This window comes from Ilumatobacter sp. (assembly GCF_041688325.1).
Taxonomy (GTDB): domain Bacteria; phylum Actinomycetota; class Acidimicrobiia; order Acidimicrobiales; family Ilumatobacteraceae; genus Ilumatobacter_A.
In genome coordinates, this window is record NZ_JBDNIJ010000025.1 from 13818 (window position 1) to 36426 (window position 22609).

Sequence of the window (22609 nt, forward strand, 5' to 3'; positions counted from 1 at the left end):
ATGCGCTCAGGAGCGTCTTCAGCTCACCTCGGAAGCGCTGCCGCACGCGCTGACGCGGTGACCACGAAGTAGACGCCGAGCACCACAAGAGCACCGCCGAGCACTTCGATGAGACCCAGGCGCTCGTCTCTGATCAGCCAGCCAAAGAACACGCCGGACAGCGGGATCATGTATGCCGTGGAGGCGGCCTGCGTTGGCGTGGCCCGGCGGACCACCGTTGCCATCAGCGCGAACGTCACAGCGTTGGCCGGGACCGCGGCATAGAACAGCGGCACGAACAGCCCGAGCGACCAGTCGGTGCCGCCAGTGCCTTCGACGACGAGCGCGAACGGGATCAGCACTGCTGCCGACATCGGCAACTGCACCGCAACGATCATCACCGGTGAGATATGGGAGAAGTCCTTCCACTTCATGAACACCGTGCCGAAGGACCAGGCGAGCGCCGACAGGACGAGCGCCAAAATACCGAACGCCGCCGACTCGCCACCAAGCGACGGCGATGCGAGCACGGCGGTTCCGGCGAAGCCAATCAGGAGGCCGATGATCCCCAGCCGCGTGGGCCGACTGCCGAGGAGTAGGAGGACAAGAACCGCTGTGAACAGCGGCATCGTGCTTGAAATCAGTGAGGCCAGGCCAGCGGGAACGCGGCTGACACCGACGACGAGCAGTCCACTCGACACCGTGGTGATGCTGAAACTGACAACGAAGATCCGTTGCAAGTCCTCGCGACGCGTCGGAATCTTCTCGCCGCGGAGCACCGCGAATGAGAGCAGGAATGTGCCTCCGACGACGGTGCGCAGACCGGCCAGCATCAACGGAGTTGTGTGGTCGAGTGCGAATTTGAGTGCAGTGAAGTTCGCACCGATCAGCACCGCGACCAACGTGACGGTCGCCAGTGTAATTTTCGAGTTCATCGGCTCTGCGCTACGGCGTCTGGCGCCATACCCGACATCGACAGCTCACCGTTGAGCGCTGCGCTGGCGTCAGCGTCATCGGGCATCAGCGGAGCGCACGAGAGAACAGGTCGTGGAGCCGTTCCCAGTGGCGCTCGGATGCGTCCTTGTCGTAGAGCGGTCCGCGTTCGCGGAACGTGAACCCGTGCTCGGTTCCGGGGTACCACTCGGTTCGGCCTGCGCATCCAGCCTCGATACGGGCCGCCTCGAACCCGTCGATCATCTCGGGCGGGGCATAGCTGTCGGTTTCGGCTGCGCCGACATAGACCTCACCGGTGGCCGCAGCCAACTGCAGGTGTGGCGAATCGGCGGCGGCGGTCACGAGCGCGACTCCGTGCAGAGAAGCTCCTGCGACGACCTGTCCCGGCATTTGACCGAGGAGGTAGACCGCGAACGGCCCACTCATGCAGTAGCCGACCGCACCGACCTTGGCGGTCGAGGCAGCATCGTCACCATCGGCATGGGCAATCAGTGCCCGTGCGTCGGCGGTCACGCGGTCATTCGACAGCGCGCTCATCAACTCGAACATGCGCTCACGGTCGCCGGTTTCGAAGACGTTGTAGTGCTCGACGTCGCGGTAATACAGGTGCGGCGCCATCACGTAGTAGCCGGCTGTGGCGAGCCGACGGGACATGTCGCGAATCTCTTCGCGCATTCCGGGGGCGTCCATCATGAAGATGACGAGAGGGTGCGGGCCGTGTTCCTCAGGGTGCACGATGAACGTGTTCATCGTGCCGTCTGTTGTCTCGATGTCGACGAAGTGTTCAATCATCGCCAGAGTCTCGCGCCCGCAGTGCGCTGCATCGTTCTCGGAGAACAAAAACGAAACAGGGAATGGTGGCGGCTCCACGGATGCTTGTATCGGTTGTAAATATCAGCGAAACGGCAACCGTTCCGACGACGTCGACATCATCGTTGTCGGCAGCGAGTGCCCGCACGTTCTGGCGGGGCATCAAAGACACCCTCGGCTGAGCAAACGACGCGACGGGTCATGTCCCACCGCAGTCAGACCAAAGTGTGACAAGACTCAGCTTTCGGGCTGGGCGACCTTGCCGTCGGCGATCAGTTGGTCGATCGCGGCGTCGTCGAAGCCGGCGTCGGTGAGCACCGATCGAGTGTGTTGACCTGGCGTCGGCGACGACCGACGCGGTGATGTGTCGACTCCTTGAATACGGATCGGCGCCCGAACTGTGCGGTACTCACCGTGTTCGGCGTGTTCGATTGTCGGGAACAGGTTGATCGCCTCGGCCTGCGGGTCAGCAACCACTTCGTGCAAGCCGAGCACGGGGCCCCAGATCAGGCGGTGTTCGTCGAAGGTCGGACCCCACTCGTCACGTGGCCGAGCGGCCAGTGCGGCGTCGACCAAGTCGACAACCTCGGCCATGTTGTCGAATCGACCCTTCATGTCTTGCAGGCGATCGTCGTCGAGGAGGCGTTCGAGGCCGAGCGCAGCACAGAAACGTGGCCACGCAGCTTCTTCCGGCATGTTGAACACGACCCAATTGCCGTCGCCGCACGGATAGCGGTTCGCCGTGGCAACAATCTGCTGCTGGCGTGAGCGGCGGCGGACCGGCGCCTGATCGACGGCGGTGATGCCGTAGTCGGTGGCCAGCGTCCACACTGCCGTTTCGAAGAGCGAGGTCTCGATGGCCTGGCCGGTACCCGTCCGTTCGGCGAGCCGAAGTGCCGCGAGGATGCCGCTGAGCAGGGCAAGGCCAGTCGTGTGGTCACCTTGAGCTGGTCGAGCCATGGCGACCTGGCCGTCGTTGCCATCACGCATCGAGTCGTACAAACCCGACCGTCCGAAGAATGCCGTGACGTCGTATCCCGGGCGCCACGCCTCGGGCCCGTCGGTGCCGTAGCCGGTGAGTGTTGCATGGACGAGCTTCGAGTTTGTCTCCCACAGCTGCGCTGGCGAGAGGCCGAACTTCTCCTGGCGATGTTGGAGCAGGTTGCAGAGGAACACGTCGGCGCCTTCGCAGAGCCGGTGCACAATGTTGCGGCCCTCATCCGATGCGAGGTCGACGGCGATCGAACGCTTTCCACGGTTGTCGACATCGAATTGGAAGTCATACCCCTTAAAGGCACCGTCGATCTTGGCGGGCCGTGTGGTGTTGCGCATCGGGTCGCCAGACAGCGGCTCGATCTTGATCACATCGGCACCGAGGTCGGACAGGATTGCGGCCGCACTCGGCGCAGCCATCCAACTGTCAATCTCGATCACTCGGATGTCATCGAGGGGCAGCGGTGTGCTCATCGACGCATCATTCCAGAGTCGCCCTCGATTCATCTCCTCGGCCCAACTGCGGGATGATCAGATCAGCGGGCCCCACACCTCAAGATGGCCTGCGCGCTCGACCCGGCGCAGCGTCCGCAGGTCGAGGATCGGTTCGATGCCCCCGGCGCTGAAGACGGCGCGAGCTCGCCGCTGATCGTCGGCACCCGACGCAGCGAGGTCGTCGTGGAGTCGTTGCAACAGCCAGAAGCGATACGGCATCACGCCCGTGGTGATCCGGATACCGCGCCAGTCGAACGTGGCTGAGCCCTCGGGGCCGCGGCCGCCGGTGAGGCTGCGGTTCGCCGGGTCGTCGAGGCCGTTCGTGCCGGCCGCGATCTCGGGGTGCTCGCCAAGCCAGACGTTGGCGACGTCGACGTGCGCCGTGATCTCGGGCAGGTATTCCGCGGCAACGAAGCGCATCATTGCAAGCAGCGTCTCGGGGAGGTCGGTGTCGTCGAACAGCGTCGAGTCCTCGACGCCGCCGTACTCGTGTACATATGGCTCACCCGTGGTCATCCGCTCGACCCAGCGGCCGACTCGCGGTGCTCGCCGCTTGATCAGCAGCGAGGGAGCCGGGTCGCGGTACAGGTGGGCCCACATGGCAGCGATCAGGCCGTAATCGCCGAGCGTCGGTCGGCCGCCCAGCAGATACGGATGATCGGCAAGGTGAGCAGAGAACAGGTCGAGCCATTCCTCGAATGCCGACTCAATCAACGGCTGCGACTCCGGTGAGACACCGAACACCGTGGCGGCCTTGCGCATCCGACCGCTGCTTTTGATGAACATCTCGTCGGCCTGCTCACCGCTCATCGACTGTGGCATGTTCAGAGCAAACTCGGCCATGATGAAGTCGAGGTTGAGGTCATCGAAGTTCCAGCGGTAGTGCATCGCTGGCCGCAGCAGACCCTCGCCACCGAAGATTTCGAACAGGTGGGAAATCGCGAGCAGTGTCGGCGACTCGGGTCGCACCGAGAACCGGCGGTGTTCCCGCCCGTCGCCAAGATCGAAGTGGTCGATGATGTCGGCGCCATCCTGAATGATCGCCCCGTCGGGCGTCTCGAGGCACGGGATGATCCATCGGCCGACGGTCGGGATGATGTGGTTCAGGTAGCGGTCGCTACCGGGGGACATCTCGACGAAGTCGACGCCCTGCGTCCGTAAATAGGACCGCGCCTTGCCGGTGTACAGGGAGACGGGTGCGCCGTACAGCGTGTAGGTCATGGGTGCATCATCGTCGCCCAGAACCGCTCGAGCCGAGACGGCGCCCGTCAGACTGGCCACAATGAATGGAGAATTGGCAATGAGTAGTGAACGGGGCCCCGTCGAGTTCGATCGAACCGATCCTGATTGGTGGAAGTCGGCCGTCTTTTACCAGATCTATCCCCGGTCGTTCGCCGACTCGAATGGTGATGGCATCGGCGATCTCGCCGGCATCACCGAGCGGGTGCCATACATCGCGGCACTCGGTGTCGATGCACTCTGGATCTCGCCGATCTTCACCTCGCCGATGCACGACTTCGGTTACGACGTTGCTGACTACTGCGACATCGACCCGGTCTTTGGGACGCTGGCCGACGCCGATGAGTTGATTGCTCGCTGCCACGAATACGGTCTTCGCATCACGCTCGACTGGGTCCCGAACCACACGTCGAACGAGCACGCATGGTTCGTCGAGTCCCGGGCCATGAGCGCCACGTGGGAACCCGAGAAGATGCGCTCCACGATCGATGCGATCCAGAACGATGCGGCGAGCGGTACGCAGCCGACGTGGGTGCTCTCCAACCACGACCAGCCTCGACATCGCACCCGCTACGGCAACGACGAACGTGCTTGAGCCGCAGCCTTCCTGTCGCTCGGCCAGCGAAGCACTCCGTACCTGTACGCCGGCGAAGAACTCGGCCTCGGCGATGCGACGATTCCACCAGACGCCGTTGTCGATCCCGGAGGCCGTGACGGCTGCCGGGCCCCGATCCCCTGGTCAGCCGATGCACTGCACGGCTGGGGACCAGCCCCGTGGCTCCCGTTCGTCGACGACGCAGTGATGATCGAACACCGCTGACCACAAGCAGGCGGTTCGGCGTCATCCTGATGCCGTCAGTTCTCGTGGTCAGCCTCGAGAGTACGTCTCGGTCGTGACATCGCCTACCGTCATGGCGATGAACGGCGCGATCGCGGTCACAAGTGCCGACGATCCGCTGGTGTCGGATTACCGGCAGCTGGGCAATCGGGCGGCACGTCGGCAGATCGAAGGTGACGAGTTCTTCATTTCGGAGGGCTGGATGTCGATCGAGCGTCTCTGCGATTCCGGGCACCGCTTCCGCTCGGCACTTCTCTCACCATCGAGGGTGAAGCGCTTCCAACCGTTCCTCGGACGTCCGGAACTTCAAGACATCCCGGTCTACGTGGCAGAACGCGATGTGATGCACGACATCGTTGGCTTCGACCTTCCTCGTGGCGTCCTCATCTCGGCCGACCGTCGACCACTGGCCACCGTCGACGAACTGGCCGCAACAAGCAACCGTCTGGTTGTGCTTGACGGCTTGGACGACGATGAAAGCGTCGGTGCGATTGCGCGTGTGGCGCGAGCGTTCGGCATCGACGGCATGGTGCTCAGCCCGACCTGCACCGACCCGTACCACCGGCGGACTGTCCGAGTCAGCATGGGTGAGATTCTGCAAATGCGGGTCGCCCAACCGAATCCGACAGAGTGGCTGGATGTGCTCAAAGCACTACACCGGCACGGTTTCCAATCGTGGGCCATGGCCCCCGCCGGTCAAGCCGACAGCGTGTGGGATATGGCCACCCCTGAGCGATTGGCGGTCGTGTTCGGCGCGGAGAACTCCGGTGTTGGCCCGCAGACGCTTGCTGCGGCAACACGTTGGATCACGATTCCGATCGGTCCGAGCGTGGGCACGCTGAACGTCGGCCAGGCCGCCGCCATTACGTTTGCCGCGCTGGCCCGCGACACGCGCCGGTAGGTTTCGACGGTGGACCAAGCGCAACCAGACGAGAGCGTGCGCGCACAGTTGCTCACGGCGATGGACGTGCTCCGCTCGGTGATCGCAGCACCTGAGCTTCTCGAACAGCTCGACGCGCAGGAGAAAGCCGCCTTCTTCAATGCGGCTGGCGACGTGTTCTACCCCGACCCCGAGATTCGCCGCCGGCGCACGAAACTACTCCAGCAGCAGCGCCGACAGGAGCGAGTCCGCGTTGACGAGCAAACACTCGATGAAACCGGCATCCGGACGCTGCGCAGTCGGCCGGTGTTCACCACGCCTGACGTCTTCGCTCCTGTTGACTTCGAGCAACGCGATGTCGAGGACCGGCCTGACGAGCCCCCGTTCCGGGAGACACTCGACGAGCAGCACTGCTACATCTGCAAGGTCCGCTACCGCGAGATCCATCACTTTTACGACCAGCTCTGCCCGGCCTGTGCCGCCCTGAACTTCGTCAAACGCGGCGAGCTCGCCGACATGGGCGGCATGGTCGTCCTCCTGACCGGCGGACGCGTCAAGATCGGCTACCAGGCTGGCATCAAGCTGCTCCGGTGTGGCGCTGCGCTGATCGTCGCCACACGCTTCCCGCGCGATGCCGCAGCGCGCTACGCCGCCGAACCCGACTTCGCCGTGTGGGGTGATCGTCTCGAGGTCTTCGGCCTTGACCTGCGCCATACACCGAGTGTCGAGGCGTTCTGCGCCCATGTGTCAGCGACGCGTACTCGGCTCGACGCCATCATCAACAACGCCTGCCAGACCGTGCGCCGCCCAGCAGGGTTCTACGAGCACATGATGGATGTCGAGACCGCTGCGCTCGACACGTTGCCGGCCGAGGTCCTGCAGCTCGTTGGTTCGTATGAGCAGCTCCGTGGACCCGCGTCGATTGGCATGGCAACCGACCCAACCGGCACCACTGCACTCACGCCGCAAAACTCGGCTGAGGCTCCAGGCCTGACCCGGTCTGCCGAGCTATCACAGACAGTGCTGCTCCCGGAAGATCAACCGTCGACCGACACACTCTTTCCTGCAGGCCAGCTCGATCAGGACCTGCAGCAGGTCGACCTGCGTGGTCGCAATTCGTGGCGTCTGCAGTTGCACGAGGTCTCTTCGGTCGAGCTGTTGGAGACTCAACTCGTCAACGCCGTTGCGCCGTTCGTGTTGAATGCCCGGCTGAAGCCACTCATGGAAGCGACACCGGGCAGCCACAAGCACGTCGTCAACGTGTCAGCGGTCGAGGGCCAGTTCTACCGGCCGCGCAAGACCACCAAGCATCCGCACACGAACATGGCAAAGGCTGCGCTGAACATGATGACCCGCACGTCAGCAACCGACTATCACGCGTCGGGTATCAACATGAACAGCGTCGATACCGGTTGGGTCAGCGACGAAGACCCCGTGGCGATCGCCGAAGCAAAAACCGCTGAGCACCGGTTCCACCCGCCACTCGACATCGTCGATGGTGCGGCTCGAATCGTCGACCCAATCATCGACGGCCTCAATACTGGCACCCACGTGTGGGGCCAGTTTCTGAAGGACTACGCCCCCACCGACTGGTAGCCGCGGTCACACCTTGGTGTGGCCTGAAGATCTCCCGGTGATCAGCCGCGCAACTCGTTGGCCCGTCAGGTATTGCCAACCCCAGTTGGCCATCGCGCTGGCCTTCGAGCGGAAATCGATGAGCGTCATGATGTGCACAACCCACCACACGAGCCAGGCAAAGTAGCCACCGAACTGGAGCTTGGGGCCGAGGTAGGCAACCGCCTTTGATCGACCGATCGTGGCCATCGATCCCTTGTCCTTGTACTGGAACGTCGGCCGACTGTTACCCGCCAGGTCAGCAGCGATACATCGGGCGACGTGCTGGCCGCCCTGTGTTGCAGCAGGAGCCACTCCGGGCACCGCTTTACCGTCCGACTGGGCCGCGGCGAGGTCGCCGATGACGAACACCTCGGGGTGTCCGTCGATACTCAAGTCGGCGCCCACTGGTACACGGCCCGCTCGATCGGTGTCGTCTGTGACCGCTCGGCCGAGCGACGATGCAGCCACTCCGGCGCCCCACAAAACGGTGGCTGCAGGGATCTTGCCGGCTTCGGTGGTCACTCCTTGTTCGTCGATTGCTGTGACCGGTGTCGACAACTGCACGTCGACACCGAGCTTGACGAGTTGTTGCTTGGCCGACGCCGACAGCTTCTCGGTGAACGCCCCGAGCACACGGGGCCCCGCCTCGACGAGCACGACTCTGCTGGTGGTCGTGTCGATCGAACGGAAGTCGGCACTCAGTGCCTTGGTGGCGATCTCTTTCACGGCACCGGCGAGCTCGACCCCGGTCGGCCCGGCCCCGACGACGACGAACGTCATCAGCCGTTGTCGCTCTGCAATGTCGCTCGTGCTTTCAGCTCGTTCGAATGCGAGCAAGATCCGTCGGCGAATGTCGAGCGCATCATCGATCGACTTGAGCCCGGGAGCGAACTCGGCCCAACTGTCGTTGCCGAAATACGAGTGGGTCGCCCCAGTCGCGAGAACCAAATGGTCGTAGACAATGGCACCGTCAGCGGTTTCGACTGTGCGGGCTGCGAGGTCAACGCCGGTGACTTCGGCGAGCAGCACTCGAACATTGTTCTGTTTGCGGACGATGTGGCGGATTGGCTGCGCGATGTCCGACGGGTTCAAGCCGGCACTTGCCACTTGGTAGAGCAGCGGCTGGAACGTGTGGTGATTCTCGCGGTCGACCAGCGTGATATCGACGTCCGTGTCGGCCAGTGCTCTGGTCGCAGCAAGGCCACCGAACCCACACCCGACGATCACGACATGCGGACGACCTGGGGTCGCATTTTCCATCAGATGATCGTGGCGGGAACGCAGCGCAAGCGCTGCGTCGTGCTCGGGGTCACCAGACACGTCAGCCCCCGGCAGGGCCGACCCCCGCCATCGAGACGCAGAGCTCTTCGACGAAGCATGCTGCTGCAGCACCCGCCGCCGCAGCGTCAAGTCCAGAGTGAGAGTCAGAGTGTTCGCCAATCGCTGTGATCGCAAGCAGTGTCACACCCAGGTCCCCGTCGGGCTTCAGACTCGCATTCAGAGCGTTACCGGGAGCGACTTCTTCCAGCATTGCCGCCACGTGATCAACGTGCAGGAAGCTGGCAATCCACCGCTGTTCGACGCCACGCACCACCCTCGAGTACACGCCGCCACCGCAATCGACAAGCGCTCCTCCGATCGCGATGTCGGTGATCCGATGGGATAAATCTGGATGCTGCGGGCACGCACTCGCCACGACAACGCTGCGCAGCTTGCACGGGTCAATGTCTGCAGCAGGATGGTGACTGACGATGATCCGTTCACCGCCATCTGTCGTCAATCTCAGCTCGGCGCCATCGACTGCATGACAGAGAGCTGTTGCCAGGCGGAGACGTTCAAGTGATGTCATACGTGAATGTTAGGCATGCCTAACATTTATTGCAAGTGAAGTTCTCGATCAATATATTTCGGTCGAAAACCAGCCAGCCCTCAGGGCCGCACGTCGCCGAGCAGCGTTGCCTTGACACGATTGATCTGCGGCTCCGACAGCGAACGATTGGATTTCACCTTGACGGTGGTCGTCCCCGACGGATGCTCATGAGTATCGAGGTCACGCAGAAAGATCACTCCGGTGAGTCCGGCGTCATTTGACGCGGCCGCTAGCCGATCGAGTGCGTCGACCTCGGCATTCGCCCACTCAGCCGTTGGAACAATGATGTCGTGGATGGCTGGCAGCTGCGACAAGTTGGTGACGCACTCGATACTGCTGTGGCCGGCGTGCCAGGTCGCACCCTCGGCAGTCCGCAACCTCACGGCAGCTGCACCCACCAGGTCGATGGTTCCCCGGACATCTTGGCCCGAGACACGCAGGACGACCTCGTCGCCAACCGCGTAGCGATCTTCGAAGAGCGCCACGGTCCCGGTGATCAGGTTCCTGATGACTTCCTGGCCAGAGAGGGCGAGCGCAAGCCCGAGGAAGCCAGCACTCGAGATCACCAAGACGGCGTCGACGCCCACGATGTTCAGAGCGGTCAGCATCGCCCCGAGGAAGATGCAACCCGTCACAAGATGTCCGAGCTTGCGCGCTGCAGCATCGGCGCGCGTCCGGCGACGAGTTTGCTCCTGTCCGTCGATGTCGACGTTGCGGGGAAGGCGCACCCGCCAGCTCCCGGCATCAGACTGAGCCCGACGCACCGAACGGCGAGTCATCGTTCGGATCGAGCGACGCGCGACCCACGAGAGAGCCATCGCTGCGGGCAGCAGGACGACGAGTTCGGCCACAGAGGCCAGTGTTTCGATCATGACGAAACCGATTCTGAGTGAGGGAGGTGGAACCCTCCGAGGGCGATTGAACGAGCGAATGAACTCGCGATTGAGCCAATGAATCTACCCACTCCGCTCACACAGGAATCGGCGCGAGCCCCCTTTGTGTCCATGATCGGTGTGACAGGTCACACTGCGCCTGGCACAGTGTGACCGGCCGCTGCGGGCGCTACGGCGAAGGCGTCGTAACGAACGCGGCGACCTCGTCAACAAGACGGGCCCACATGCCTGGAGGGAGATCATGGCCGAGGCCGTCGATTTCGACGTAACGCGCATTCGCCAGGCAGTCGGCAGTGTGCCGGCCTGCGCTGGGGTCGATCAACGTGTCAGCAGCGCCGTGCATGACGAGCGCCGGCACCTGCACCGTTTGCAGCATGTCGTCGCGGACTGGGCTGCGGAGCACTGCCGCGTACTGGCGTTGTGTCCCTGCCGGGTCGACGCCGTGGTCGAACATCTCGGCACCTTTGGCGCGGACCCAAGCCGGGTCCCACAAATCAGGCGATGCCCAGAACCGTTCCGTCTCGACACGATGATCAAGCCATCCGGCCCGATCATCGGGAGCGACAGCGAGCAGCGCCTCGCGAATGGCAGGATCGCTGCCTCCGACCCTGCCGTTGCCGGTGGACGACATCAGCGAAACGAGATGGGTCACGCGTTCGGGGTACTCGATCGCCAACTGCTGCGCAATCATTCCGCCCATCGACTGCCCGAACACGACTGCATCGTCCCACCCGACCGAGTCGAGGACTGCGATGGCATCGGCGGCCATGTCGCTCGCGTCGTACTCGTCGACTGACCGCGACGAACGGCCGACGTCACGGTTGTCGAAGCGCACGACGTCGAACCCGACTTCGACGAACCGGTCAACGAAACCCTGCTGGTAGGCCACTGAGGGCGACCCGAGCCCGTTGATCAAGAGCAGCCTGGTCCCACCAATCGGGCCGGGAGTCCGTTGCCACCACAGCCGGGCACCACCATTCATCGCCCACGGACCAGACATCGGGCTCGGTGAGTTCCGGACGAGTTCGGCAATGTCGCCGACAACTGCATCGGCTGCAGCGGCCGCCCATGTCGGTGTGGCCGTCGGGTCACATCGGGCGACGAATCGTGTGCCTGCGCTCTGCGCTGTTGCCAGGTCTTGGCGACTGTCGCCGACGAAGACGATGTCGGCCGGCGCAACGTTCCACTCTGCTGCGATTTGGAGCAGCACTGCCGGGTCAGGTTTGACCGGGCCGCCGTCGTCGGCACATCGCACCGGATCGAACACATCAACGAGGTCGTGAGCCACGAGTTCGTCGCGTGTGTTGACGACGCCGTCGGATGTGGCAATGCCGAGCCGGAAGCCTCTGTCAGCCAGTGCACGGAGCGTGCCCGCGATGTCTCCGATCGGAGCGACTGGTCCGAACCGTGCGTCAGCCGCCGCCTCACCAACGGTGGCACGAGCCAGATCGGAATCGTGCCCCAAGGACACCAACTCCTCGATGATTCGCGTGCCGATCTCGCTGACTGAACCAACCGCGGCGAGCCCGTCGATGACCAATCCGCCCTCAGTGACCCCGAGGAGCTTGGTCAACACCACTGGCAGCGATTCGTCGCCCAGCCGTTCTGCAACATCATCGATGATGCCGCTGAAGAATGGGTACCAACGTGCGTCAAGATCAAACAGGGTGCCGTCTTTGTCGAACACGACGCCAGCCGCTCCTGCCATCACCAGGGCGATCGGGTCGCCTCCGGTTGAGACATTCATGGGATCAGCCCGGCCGGTTCGGATCATCTAGAGGGTGCCGCTGAGCTGGCCTGGCGCCATCTCCAGCATCAGCACCATCGTTATCGCCAGCACCAGCACCAGCAAGATCGATCCACACCGGTTGATGATCTGAGCCGGTGGCTTCTTCGTCAATGCCGGCCGCGACGACCCGCTCTGCCAGGCCAGGGGTGACGAACACGTAGTCGAGCCGTGTCCCTTCGGTGAACTTCGTTTGTTCGTCCCACCATGTGACCCCGTCGGTGATGTCGCGTCCGGTCAGTCGCCAGGTGTCGACCAACCGATCGGACGTCATGATGGGCCCGTAGTAGTAGTCCGGCTCGCCGGTCATCGCGACATAGGCCGGCGACTCGGGCAGCATGTTGCAGTCACCCATCACCACGTAGTCGTCGGGTACCTCGCTCGGCATTCCAAGCAAACGTGACGGACCGGTTGCCGCAGTGCCGTGCCGAGACGCATCCGCAGCGAACGCCAGCAGGTGTTCGATCTCGGCGACGCGGTGGCGTTCGAGCAGGTGATCGAGATGCACGACGTACACGCGGATCGGCCCGTCCGAGTGTTCGATCACAGCCTCAAGCGCTCCGCGCTGCAGCGCAACGGTGTCGAAGGTGCGCAGTCGCGGGAACAGTTCGAGACGCATCGACGTGATCGGCCAACGGCTGAGCAGCATGTTGCCGAACTGAGCCCGACGATTGATGATGGTTCCGTCGTCGTTACGGATCGACGCATCGACGTCAGCGGGCGGTCCGTACACCCAGTAGTAGTCGTCGAGCAACGCTGCGAGTTCGGCTGGCTGGTCTTGCTCGGTGTTCGGTCGGAGATACCGCGTGACCTCCTGCAGCCCGATGATGTCGGCACCGCGCACCGTGTCGGCAATGCGCTCAAGGTCGTACTCGCCGTCCTTGCCACGCGAGTACTGAATGTTGTAGCTGACGAGGCGGATCGACGTACTCACTGCGGGCCGGCGAACGAACGGTCGGGAGCTTCACCGAAGTCGGGGATGCTCGGAGTGTCGGCAAGCAGGCGCTGCGTGTACTCCTGCTGTGGATTTGTCAGCGTGTCGGTCGCCGTGCCGAGTTCGACGATGCGACCTTCCGACATCACCGCGACGCGCTGTGCAATCGACCGAACCAGCGGCAGGTTGTGGGTAACAAAAAGCATCGCGAGGCCAAGTTCATTTTGGAGGTCGACGAGCAGTTCGATGGTGGCTGCCTGCACGAGGACGTCGAGTGCGCTGGTGACCTCGTCGCAGATCAACACGTCGGGTCGACTGATGAGTGCGCGGGCGATGGCTACACGCTGGCGCTCTCCACCTGAGAGCTGGTCGGGGTACCGCGCCCCATAGGCCGCGCTGAGCGACACTCGCTCCAACATGCGGTCGACTTCTCGGCGCGCCTCCGCCTTGTCGACGCCCGCGATGGCCAACGGCCGGGCCACAGTGTCGGCAATCGAGCGGCGAGGGTGAAGCGAGCTGTACGGGTTCTGGAAGACGTACTGGATCGACAACCGTTGACCGACGGGGCGGTCGCGGGACGAGCGCGCGAGCGGCACTCCCCCGAGTTCGATCTCACCGGTCCACTCGTGATGCAGCCCGCCAATCGAACGCGACAGGGTGCTCTTGCCGGACCCCGATTCGCCGACGAGGGCAACGCTCTCCCCGCGGGCGATGTCGAACGTGACGTCATGGACCACCTGGGTCCCGGCGTATCCAGCCGAGAACCCTCGGATACTCAACGCGGCTTCGTTACCGATCGCTCGCGCCGCCGTTGCAGCCTGGCGCCGCGCCGTACGCTCGGGCACGTCGTAGGCGTGGAAGCAGCGCACTTCATGCGTGATGGCGCCGTCGCCGACAAGCGCGACGGCTGGGAATGCTTCGCGGCACTGGTCGGTCGCCACTTCGCACCGCAGCGCAAATGCGCAGCCAACAGGTCGCTGTCCAGGTGAGGGAGCGCGTCCACCGAGGCCGACCAATTGCCGATCGCTCCCCATCTCAGGAGCCGCAGCGACGAGGTAGCGGGTATAGGGGTGGGCTGGGTCGGCAAAGATCTCAGCAGTCGATGCCTGCTCGACAATCCGCCCTGCGTACATGACCGCAACTCGGTCGGCCAACGTCGCAACGACCGCCAGATCGTGGGTGACATACAGCGCAGCCACTCCGTACAGCGACGCGAGTGACCGGATCGTTTCGAGCACGTGGGCCTGCGTCGTGACATCGAGCCCCGTGGTCGGTTCGTCGAGCACAATCACTGCGGGTCGAGCGGCGAACGCCATTGCCAACCCGACACGCTGCTGCTGGCCGCCGGAGAGTTGATGCGGATAACGACGCAGGAATTCGCGGTCGGAGGGCAGCTTGACCTCCTCAAATGCTTCGGCGACCCGAGCGTCGCGCTCGGCACGGTTCGCCCCGTACCCGTGAGTCTCGAGTACTTCGAATACCTGTGGGCCGATACGGAGTGCGGGGTTCAGCGCAGTGCCAGGGTCTTGTGGCACGTAGCTGACGAGGCTGCCACGGGCACTGCGGAGCTGACGATCGGAAAGATCGAGGATGCTCGCACCCTCGATGGTGATCTCTCCGGCCGAAATCGCTACGCCGCGACGTGCGTGGCCCAGCACGGCGAGGCCGACGGTGGTCTTACCGGACCCCGACTCACCAACCAGGCCGAGCACTTCGCCCCTCCCGATGGTCAGCGTGATCTCGTCGACGATGTCGTTGCCGGACTCGGCGACATCAAGGCGAAGATCCCGGATGGAAAGTGCGACGGCCTGCCCAGTTGATTTGGTGCTCATGCGTCTGGCCGTCCTCGGTCGATGCGTGCCACGGTGCGCGAGAGGCCATCGCTCATCAAACCGGTGCCAACGGTGAGGAGGGCGATGGCGATCGCCGGAAGTGCTGTGCCCCAGGGGTTCACCGACAGGGCAACTCGGTTTTCCTGCACCATCAGGCCCCAGTCGGCAGCGTTGCGTTCCGTGGCGAAGCCCAGGAAGCCCAGCCCGGCAATGATGCCGATCGAGTAGGTGAGGCGGAGGTTTGCCTCGACGAGCAGTGGACCAATGATGTTCGGCAGCAACTCGCGTGTGATGACCCGGAACTTGGATTCGCCCAGTGCCTCAGCGGCACCAATGAAGTCACGCTCGACCACAGGGACGGCGGCTCCACGGGTAATCCGTGCGATCCGAGGAGCGGTCGTGAACCCGACGATGGCGATGATCAACCACGCCTGCGGGCCGACCGTGGTGATCGCAACCAGCGCCAACAGCAACTGAGGGAATGCGAGCATTACATCCATTGCCCGCATCAACACATCGTCGAGTCGACCTCGGTCGTACGCAGCCACCAAGCCAATTGTCGATCCGAGCAGAAAACCGATGAGCGTGGCAACCGATGCGAGGAAGAGAATCGATCGGCCACCGTGGAGGAATCGCGACCAGACGTCTTGACCGAAATAATCGGTTCCGAGCCAGGCGCCTTGGACGTCTCGCAGGTTGGCGGTCCCGACGAACTCATCCGCGCCGTACGGCGCCACCCACGGGCCGACAATCGCTACGACGACGAGCAACACGACCAACGCAATGCCGATGCGCGTCCGCCACAAGCCCAAAGCCGCTCGGACGACACCGTGCTGAGCAATCTCAACGGGTTCATTAATCTGTGTCACCACGACAGGGGTATTGGTCGCGCTCACAGCCGTGTCCTCAGGCGGGGCGTGACGATGATCGTGACGACGTCGGCAAACAGGTTGGTGACGACATAAATCGTCGCGATGAACATGGCAACGAACTGCACCACCGGCGCGTTCGCGTCAGGAATCGCATCGAGAAGCACAATACCGAGCCCGCGGAAATTGAAGAGGATCTCGACGATGACGACACCGCCGGCGAGATACGCGATGTTCAACGCGATGACCTGCATGGTCGGGCCCAATGCGTTCGGGAAGGCGTGGCGCCACAACACGGTTCGCTCCGACAGCCCCTTGAGGCGCGCCATCTCGACATAGTCGCTTTCGAGCACTTCGATCATCGCGGCGCGCATCGTCCGCCCGACGTGCGGCGTCACGGCAAGCGCAAGGGTCAGCACCGGCAGCACGAGCCCGTCGACATCGGCCCACGGTGGCTCACCCGGACGGATACGGCTCACCGCGGGCAAGACGTGCCAGACGTTGGTTGCCAGCAGCACGGTCAACAGCGCGCCCACCACGAACTCTGGCATCGCTGCAAGCACGAGCAGCTGGTTGGACATGATGCGGTCGAACCAGCTATCACGTCGCAGCGCAGCGAACGCACCCAGAAAGAGCGACAGTGGGATCGATATTGCTGCACTGATCGCCATCAGGAACAGCGAGTTGTTGATGCGATCCTTTACCAAATCCCACACCGGCGTCCCGTTCGCAAAGGACACGCCTGGGTCGCCGGTGACCAGGCCTTTCACCCATTCGAGGTATCGAGTGACCAGGGGCCGATCGAGGCCCAGCTCGGCACGGCGTGCACGCACCACGTCGGGCAGTGCGCCGCGCCCGAGCTGACGTTTGATCGGATCACCGAGCACGTTCGTCAACAAGAAAACGGCAAGCGAGACGATCAACAATGTGACGACGCCAAGCAGCAGTCGTCGAACAATGAGCTTAAAAATTCCCATGAGAAACAGAGGAACAGTGCGAGCGGGGCGGACGATGCACCGTCCGCCCCGTCAGATCACTGATCGAGCCAGATGTTCTTCCAACCGCGACCGAAGTGGTCGAAGTTCAACAGGTTCGGTCGTGCGACCGCACCCTTGACGGAGTTGGCGTACCCGTCGAGCAGGTTCTGGAAGTAGGCGATGATGTTGCCGCCTTCTTCGTACTCGAGCGTTTGCATCTCCCGGATGATCGCGTTGCGCTTCTCCTCATCGGTCTCAGCAAGCGCTTTATTGTACAGCTCTTGAAAGTTGGAGCCGGCGGGCGGCCACTTGGTCTCTTGGTACGTGGCCGTCGGAAGCGAGCCGGCTCCGACCTGGTTGAGGTACGGACGCGTACTCCAGTAGCTGGTAGCGAAGACACGTTCCGTGTATTCGGCACCCCAGTAGGTGCCGCCGTCGAGGACAGTAGCCGTGACGTTGATCCCGGCTTCTTTGGCCTGCGACGCGAACGCCGTGACGTACTCGGGTAGGCCTGCGGTGTCGTCGGGAGCGAACAACTCAATGCTCAGGTCGCTCTGGCCAGCCTCGGCAAGCAGTGCCTTGGCCTTGTCGATGTCCTGCACACGCTGCGGGAAGTCCTTCGGGTACGAACCGTCGAGCAAGCCGTACATGTCGTTGCCGATACTGCCGTGGCCGGACAGCACACGCTGCACCATTTCTTCCCGATCCACGATCAGACGCATGGCCTGACGAACACGGACGTCGTCGAACGGCGGCACATCGATGCGCATCGTGATGGTCTGCCAGTTGCCGGCAGTTGACTCGAGGAGCTGCAGATCCGAGCTCGCTTCGATGGTGCTGGCCTGGGCGAACGGGATGTCGAGTGCGACGTCGATGTCTCCCGATGAGAGTGCATTGACCAAAGCCGACTGGTCGGCGAAGTCGATGACCTGTACTTCGTCGAGATACGACTCGCCCCAGTAGTTCTCGTTGCGCACATGGACGCTCTCGGAGCCAGGCGTGAAGCTCTTCAGCTTGAAGGCGCCGGTTCCAATCTGCGTCGACGGGTCGCCGTTGAAGCGCTCGTAACCCTCGGGCACAATTGTTGCGGCATAGCCGGCGAGACCGATCTGGAACGCCACGCTCGGAACGAGCAGGTTGAACTCGACCGTCCGTTCGTCGAGCTTTTTCATGCTGTCGTTGTTGATGAATTCCAGCAGGCTTGGAGCGAGACCGAGTTCCGGGTCGATGAGACGCTGGAAGGAGTAAATGAGGTCATCGGCACCAACGGTCTTGCCGTTGTGGAACTCGATACCTTCCTTGAGACGCACGACGTACTTGTCAGGCGCGACGACCTCGATCTCTTCGCCAAGGCTGTGTTCGAAGCTGAGGTTGAAGTCGTCGTCGTAGTTGGCAATGCCTTCCCACGAGCTGATGAGGCGAACCTGGTCGGCACGCGACACGATGTACTGGCCATCCATGATGTCATTCGTGCTGCCGACGACGCCGACACGCAGCGTGCCGCCCTTCTTGGGCCCACCAGCCGGCGGATCGGTTGCCGGCGCAGCGGTATCGGGCGCAGCCGTTCCGGCCGCTGCGGTCGAGCCGGTTGTATCGCTCGGCGGATCCGTCGGAGGCGTCGTGCCGTTCGTAGCCGGGGCGCCGGTCTCACCGCCACTCGAGCCGCATGCCGCGAGCACCGCGGCGGCACCCGCGCCGAGGAGTAAACGTCGACGCCCGACGGACGGCGGCACCCAGAGTTTGCGATCTTCGGACATAGCTGTAACCCCCAAGTTATTTTTATCGCTCGGCCCAACTCGGCCGACTGCAGGATCATAGCCAGCTCGCAAACGGCGCGAGGAATTCAACATTTCTGACAGAACGCCTCGGGAACTTCTGACCCGAGGTGCTTACCTGGACCCATGAATATGTCTCTGACCGTCGCGGTCCCCGAGGTCAATCAGAGCGCTCAGCTGTGAGTCTGCGACGACTTCTGCGCACCCACCTCGGGCCGTACCGACGACTGCTCACCATCGTCGTCGTCCTCCAGGCGATCCAGACGACGGCCGCCTTGACGCTGCCGTCGCTCAATGCCGACATCATTGACAAGGGTGTCCTGCGGGGAGACGACGGCTACATCTGGCGCACCGGCGGCATCATGCTCGTGTTCAGCTTCATCCAGATCGTCTTCGCGGTCGGCGCGGTGCGCTTCGGCGCGCTGGCAGCCATGAGCTTCGGCCGCGACCTCCGCCGCGACATCTTCCATCAGGTCACCAGCTACTCGGCACGCGAGGTCGGCAAGTTCGGTGCGCCGTCGCTGATCACTCGCGTTACGAACGATGTACAGCAGGTCCAGATGCTCGTCGTTCTGACGTGCACCATGATGATTGCTGCGCCGATCACGATGGTCTTCGGCATCGTATTCGCCATCCGCGAAGACGTTGGCCTCTCGGTCATCATGCTCGTGGCCATCCCGATCCTCATCGGCGTCCTGGCAGTGATCATTTCGCAGATGGTGCCGACGTTCCAGCAGATGCAACTACGGATCGATCGGATCAACGCTGTGCTCCGCGAGCAGATCACCGGCATCCGCGTCGTACGCGCCTTCGTTCGTGAGCCCCAAGAAGTACAGCGCTTCGCTCAGGCCAACGACGAGCTGACCGCCACGTCCTTGCGCGCCGGCCGCTTGATGTCGCTGATGTTCCCAACTGTCACGTTCTTCATCAGTGCGTCGAGCGTGGCCGTGCTGTGGTTGGGCGCTGATCGCATCAATGCCGGCGACATGGAGCTCGGCTCGGTCGTTGCGTATCTCAGCTACCTCGTTCAGGTCCTCGTCGCAGTGGTGATGCTCACGTTCATGGTGTCGATGCTTCCTCGTGCTGCCGTCGCAGCCGAACGCATCGTCGAGGTTCTCGACACCAATTCGTCGGTGGTCCCTCCAGCAACACCGGTCACCGAGATGCCCGAACGCGGCACCGTTGAGTTCACCGACGTCTCATTCACTTATCCGGGTGCCGAGTCACCCGTTCTGTGCGATCTCTCGTTCAAGATCACTCCGGGACGCACCACCGCCATCATTGGAAGTACCGGTTCTGGCAAGTCCACGCTCGTCGAACTGGTTCCGCGGCTGTCCGACGTCACGTCTGGCACGGTGGCGATCAACGGCGTCGACGTCCGTTTGCTCGACCCCGACCTGCTCGCTGGATCGATCGGCTACATCCCGCAGAAGGCCTTTTTGTTCAGCGGCACGGTTGCATCGAACCTGCGGTTCGGTCGCCCCGAAGCGACCGATGATGAACTGTGGGCGGCTCTCGAAGTTGCTCAGGCCTCGGGCTTCGTGCAATCGATGCCCGACGGGCTCGACAGCAGGATCACCCAGGGCGGCACCAACGTGTCGGGCGGACAGCGGCAGCGCCTCTCTATCGCCCGAGCGCTCGTTGCCCGGCCTGACGTCTACGTGTTCGATGACTCATTCTCTGCGCTCGACCTCGCCACCGATGCTCGTCTCCGACTTGCGTTGAAACCACTCGTCGCGCACGCGGGGCTGCTGATCGTCGCCCAGCGAGTCTCAACGATCGCTGATGCTGATCAAATCATCGTCCTCGAAGCTGGCAGGGTCGTGGGCCGCGGCAGACATGTGCAGTTACTTGAGACATGTCCGACGTACGCGGAGATCGTCGATTCACAGTTCGACCGCGAGGAGATCGCATGAGTGACGACACGACTCCCTCGAAGGACACGCCGAACGGTGCTCTGTCGGACGAAGACCGGGAGGCGATCACGACGACCGGTACGGAGGCACGCCGCAACAGCTTCGGGCCCGGAGGCGCACCGGGGATGCCGGCCGAGAAGAGCTCAAATTTCGGCCCGACCCTCAAGCGGCTCGGCGAGATCCTGGGCACCGAACGGCCTCGGCTCTGGCTGATTCTGTTCCTGACGATCGGCAGTGTTGGGCTGATCGTCGTCGGTCCGCGCCTGCTCGGTCAGGCGACTGACATCATTGTCGAAGGCGTCCGCGAACGACTTGCCGAGACCGGTGACGGCATCGACTTCGGGGCACTCCACTCCAAGCTCTGGTTCATCGCCGGGCTCTACACAATCTCCTGGATGTTGTCCTACGGGCAGTCATTCATGCTCGCCGGCGTCGTCCAGCGATCGATGTATCGGCTGCGCGAATCAGTCGAAACAAAGATCAACAAGCTCCCCCTCAGCTACATCGACCGCCAGGCCCGCGGCGACCTACTGAGCCGAGTCACCAACGACATCGACAACCTGGCCCAGAGCCTCCAGCAAACGGTCAGCTCAATCATCACCTCGCTGCTCACGCTCATCGGCGTCACGGTGATGATGTTCATCATCTCGCCACTCCTCGCTGCCATTGCACTCATCACCGTGCCGCTCTCGCTGGTGTTGATCAAGCAGATCGGCGGCCGGGCCGGGCCACGCTTCATCGAGCAGTGGAGGCACACCGGTGCCGTCAACGCTCAGGCCGAAGAGGTCTTCACCGGGCATGCCATCGTGAAAAGCTTCGGGCGACATCGCGAAGCAGACGAACACTTCCGCGAAGACAACGACAGGCTGTACGAAGCCAGCTACGCAGCGCAGTTCATGTCGAGCCTCATCCAGCCGGCGATGACGTTCATGGGCAACATCCAGTACGTGATCATTGCGGTGGTTGGCGGCCTGCGCATCTCGGCGGGAGCAATCAGCATCGGTGACATGCAGGCAATGATTCAGTACGCCCGCCAGTTCTCCGAACCACTCACGCGCATGGCATCGATGGCCACCACGTTCCAGTCGGGCATCGCCTCGCTCGAACGAGTCCTCGAACTCCTCGACGCCGACGAACAGACTGCCGAACAGGCAGCAACCGTCGACGAGCCAGCAATCGTTGGGCGCATGGTGTTCGACTCGGTCGACTTCTCCTATGTGCCGGGCACGTCATTGATCCATGATCTCAACCTCACCGTCGAACCCGGCCAGACCATTGCGGTCGTCGGGCCCACAGGCGCCGGAAAGACCACACTGGTCAACCTGATCATGCGGTTCTATGAACTCGATGCCGGCACAATCAGCCTCGACGGCCGCGACATCGCGTCGTACCCCCGCCGAGAGCTGCGCTCGAAGGTCGGCATGGTGCTGCAAGACACGTGGTTGTTCGGCGGCACGATCCGCGAGAACCTTGCCTACGGCAATCCCAACGCGACCGAGGAACAGATCCTTGAAGCGGCACGGATCACCTACGTCGACAGGTTCGTCCGAGCGCTGCCAGATGGCTACGACACGGTGATCAACGACGAGGGTGACAACATCAGCGTCGGCGAAAAGCAGCTGATCACGATCGCCCGAGCGTTCCTGGCAAACCCGTCGATCCTCATCCTCGACGAAGCAACCAGCTCGGTTGACACCCGTACCGAAGTGCTCATCCAGGAGGCGATGAATGCGCTACGCGCGCAGCGAACGAGTTTCGTGATCGCCCACCGCCTCTCGACGATCCGTGGTGCCGACGTGATCCTCGTGATGGAAGACGGCAACATCGTCGAGCAGGGCAGCCACAGCGAGCTTCTCAAATCAGGTGGGGCGTATGCACGGCTGCACGGCGCTCAATTCGCCGGCGAACTGACCTGAGCCTCGTCTTGCGGATGGCTCCTTGGGTTCTGGTGT

At 63.0% G+C, this 22609-nt stretch carries 17 protein-coding genes and 1 pseudogene; 5 read left to right on the top strand and 13 right to left on the bottom strand.

The features are described from left to right. Positions 1 to 23 precede the first annotated feature (23 nt). The 4 genes from ACH2EI_RS01885 to ACH2EI_RS01900 all read right to left on the bottom strand — a co-directional run bounded on the left by ACH2EI_RS01885 (position 24) and on the right by ACH2EI_RS01900 (position 4452). A complete protein-coding gene (locus ACH2EI_RS01885; RefSeq protein WP_395154919.1) occupies positions 24 to 914 on the bottom strand; it encodes a DMT family transporter in 891 nt (296 codons plus the stop codon). Between the two features lie 85 nt (positions 915 to 999). Further along, a complete protein-coding gene (locus tag ACH2EI_RS01890; protein WP_395154918.1) occupies positions 1000 to 1725 on the bottom strand; it encodes a dienelactone hydrolase family protein in 726 nt (241 codons plus the stop codon). Positions 1726 to 1980: 255 nt separating this feature from the next. Further along, positions 1981 to 3210: a CaiB/BaiF CoA transferase family protein gene (locus ACH2EI_RS01895; RefSeq protein WP_395154917.1), complete on the bottom strand. Its 1230-nt coding sequence runs from the start codon at positions 3208 to 3210 to the stop codon at positions 1981 to 1983. Between the two features lie 57 nt (positions 3211 to 3267). Continuing rightward, complete coding sequence (locus ACH2EI_RS01900; RefSeq protein WP_395154916.1) at positions 3268 to 4452, bottom strand: glutathione S-transferase C-terminal domain-containing protein; 1185 nt, start codon at positions 4450 to 4452, stop codon at positions 3268 to 3270. 79 nt (positions 4453 to 4531) lie between these two features. Between ACH2EI_RS01900 and ACH2EI_RS01905 the strand changes: the two are divergent. The 3 genes and pseudogenes from ACH2EI_RS01905 to ACH2EI_RS01915 all read left to right on the top strand — a co-directional run. Continuing rightward, positions 4532 to 4915: pseudogene (locus ACH2EI_RS01905) on the top strand (alpha-amylase family glycosyl hydrolase); the annotation flags it as partial. A gap of 472 nt (positions 4916 to 5387) precedes the next feature. Beyond that, positions 5388 to 6209, top strand: a complete 822-nt coding sequence (locus ACH2EI_RS01910) for a TrmH family RNA methyltransferase (RefSeq protein WP_395154915.1) — start codon at positions 5388 to 5390, stop codon at positions 6207 to 6209. 60 nt (positions 6210 to 6269) lie between these two features. Continuing rightward, positions 6270 to 7784 (top strand): SDR family NAD(P)-dependent oxidoreductase, encoded by a 1515-nt coding sequence (locus ACH2EI_RS01915; protein ID WP_395154920.1) that lies wholly within the window; start codon positions 6270 to 6272, stop codon positions 7782 to 7784. Positions 7785 to 7790: 6 nt separating this feature from the next. Here ACH2EI_RS01915 and ACH2EI_RS01920 read toward each other — a convergent pair whose 3' ends face one another. The 9 genes from ACH2EI_RS01920 to ACH2EI_RS01960 form a co-directional block, all read right to left on the bottom strand. After that, positions 7791 to 9065, bottom strand: coding sequence for an NAD(P)/FAD-dependent oxidoreductase (locus ACH2EI_RS01920; protein WP_395154914.1), 1275 nt, complete (start codon positions 9063 to 9065; stop codon positions 7791 to 7793). Positions 9066 to 9126: 61 nt separating this feature from the next. After that, the gene (locus tag ACH2EI_RS01925; protein WP_395154913.1) at positions 9127 to 9654 is read right to left on the bottom strand and encodes a hypothetical protein; all 528 of its coding nucleotides are present in this window, start codon (positions 9652 to 9654) and stop codon (positions 9127 to 9129) included. A gap of 80 nt (positions 9655 to 9734) precedes the next feature. Then, a complete protein-coding gene (locus ACH2EI_RS01930; protein WP_395158966.1) occupies positions 9735 to 10547 on the bottom strand; it encodes a mechanosensitive ion channel domain-containing protein in 813 nt (270 codons plus the stop codon). A 190-nt stretch (positions 10548 to 10737) separates the two neighbouring features. Beyond that, the gene (locus ACH2EI_RS01935; RefSeq protein WP_395158968.1) at positions 10738 to 12315 is read right to left on the bottom strand and encodes an alpha/beta fold hydrolase; all 1578 of its coding nucleotides are present in this window, start codon (positions 12313 to 12315) and stop codon (positions 10738 to 10740) included. A gap of 4 nt (positions 12316 to 12319) precedes the next feature. Further along, positions 12320 to 13288: an endonuclease/exonuclease/phosphatase family protein gene (locus ACH2EI_RS01940; RefSeq protein WP_395154910.1), complete on the bottom strand. Its 969-nt coding sequence runs from the start codon at positions 13286 to 13288 to the stop codon at positions 12320 to 12322. Beyond that, positions 13285 to 15120, bottom strand: coding sequence for a dipeptide ABC transporter ATP-binding protein (locus ACH2EI_RS01945; RefSeq protein WP_395154909.1), 1836 nt, complete (start codon positions 15118 to 15120; stop codon positions 13285 to 13287). Before ACH2EI_RS01945 ends, ACH2EI_RS01940 begins: the two co-directional genes overlap by 4 nt. Beyond that, positions 15117 to 15989 (bottom strand): ABC transporter permease, encoded by an 873-nt coding sequence (locus ACH2EI_RS01950; protein ID WP_395154908.1) that lies wholly within the window; start codon positions 15987 to 15989, stop codon positions 15117 to 15119. Before ACH2EI_RS01950 ends, ACH2EI_RS01945 begins: the two co-directional genes overlap by 4 nt. Before the next feature lie 23 nt (positions 15990 to 16012). Beyond that, the gene (locus ACH2EI_RS01955; protein ID WP_395154907.1) at positions 16013 to 16966 is read right to left on the bottom strand and encodes an ABC transporter permease; all 954 of its coding nucleotides are present in this window, start codon (positions 16964 to 16966) and stop codon (positions 16013 to 16015) included. Positions 16967 to 17022: 56 nt separating this feature from the next. Then, the gene (locus tag ACH2EI_RS01960; protein ID WP_395154906.1) at positions 17023 to 18723 is read right to left on the bottom strand and encodes an ABC transporter substrate-binding protein; all 1701 of its coding nucleotides are present in this window, start codon (positions 18721 to 18723) and stop codon (positions 17023 to 17025) included. A gap of 197 nt (positions 18724 to 18920) precedes the next feature. Here ACH2EI_RS01960 and ACH2EI_RS01965 point away from each other — a divergent pair, with 197 nt between their 5' ends. Both ACH2EI_RS01965 and ACH2EI_RS01970 read left to right on the top strand, forming a co-directional pair. Continuing rightward, positions 18921 to 20657 carry an ABC transporter ATP-binding protein gene (locus ACH2EI_RS01965; RefSeq protein WP_395158970.1) on the top strand — a complete coding sequence of 579 codons (1737 nt, stop codon included), beginning with the start codon at positions 18921 to 18923 and terminating at the stop codon, positions 20655 to 20657. Beyond that, positions 20654 to 22573: an ABC transporter ATP-binding protein gene (locus ACH2EI_RS01970; RefSeq protein WP_395158972.1), complete on the top strand. Its 1920-nt coding sequence runs from the start codon at positions 20654 to 20656 to the stop codon at positions 22571 to 22573. The genes ACH2EI_RS01965 and ACH2EI_RS01970 overlap by 4 nt, the downstream gene beginning before the upstream one ends. The last annotated feature ends 36 nt before the right edge of the window (positions 22574 to 22609 follow it).

Bases quoted from the DNA above. Each gene is read 5' to 3' on its own strand.
- ACH2EI_RS01885 (WP_395154919.1), bottom strand. From the start codon at position 914: ATGAACTCGAAAATTACACTGGCGACCGTCACGTTGGTCGCGGTGCTG.
- ACH2EI_RS01890 (WP_395154918.1), bottom strand. From the start codon at position 1,725: ATGATTGAACACTTCGTCGACATCGAGACAACAGACGGCACGATGAAC.
- ACH2EI_RS01895 (WP_395154917.1), bottom strand. From the start codon at position 3,210: ATGAGCACACCGCTGCCCCTCGATGACATCCGAGTGATCGAGATTGAC.
- ACH2EI_RS01900 (WP_395154916.1), bottom strand. From the start codon at position 4,452: ATGACCTACACGCTGTACGGCGCACCCGTCTCCCTGTACACCGGCAAG.
- ACH2EI_RS01910 (WP_395154915.1), top strand. From the start codon at position 5,388: ATGAACGGCGCGATCGCGGTCACAAGTGCCGACGATCCGCTGGTGTCG.
- ACH2EI_RS01915 (WP_395154920.1), top strand. From the start codon at position 6,270: ATGGACGTGCTCCGCTCGGTGATCGCAGCACCTGAGCTTCTCGAACAG.
- ACH2EI_RS01920 (WP_395154914.1), bottom strand. From the start codon at position 9,065: ATGGAAAATGCGACCCCAGGTCGTCCGCATGTCGTGATCGTCGGGTGT.
- ACH2EI_RS01925 (WP_395154913.1), bottom strand. From the start codon at position 9,654: ATGACATCACTTGAACGTCTCCGCCTGGCAACAGCTCTCTGTCATGCA.
- ACH2EI_RS01930 (WP_395158966.1), bottom strand. From the start codon at position 10,547: ATGATCGAAACACTGGCCTCTGTGGCCGAACTCGTCGTCCTGCTGCCC.
- ACH2EI_RS01935 (WP_395158968.1), bottom strand. From the start codon at position 12,315: ATGAATGTCTCAACCGGAGGCGACCCGATCGCCCTGGTGATGGCAGGA.
- ACH2EI_RS01945 (WP_395154909.1), bottom strand. From the start codon at position 15,120: ATGAGCACCAAATCAACTGGGCAGGCCGTCGCACTTTCCATCCGGGAT.
- ACH2EI_RS01955 (WP_395154907.1), bottom strand. From the start codon at position 16,966: ATGGGAATTTTTAAGCTCATTGTTCGACGACTGCTGCTTGGCGTCGTC.
- ACH2EI_RS01960 (WP_395154906.1), bottom strand. From the start codon at position 18,723: ATGTCCGAAGATCGCAAACTCTGGGTGCCGCCGTCCGTCGGGCGTCGA.
- ACH2EI_RS01970 (WP_395158972.1), top strand. From the start codon at position 20,654: ATGAGTGACGACACGACTCCCTCGAAGGACACGCCGAACGGTGCTCTG.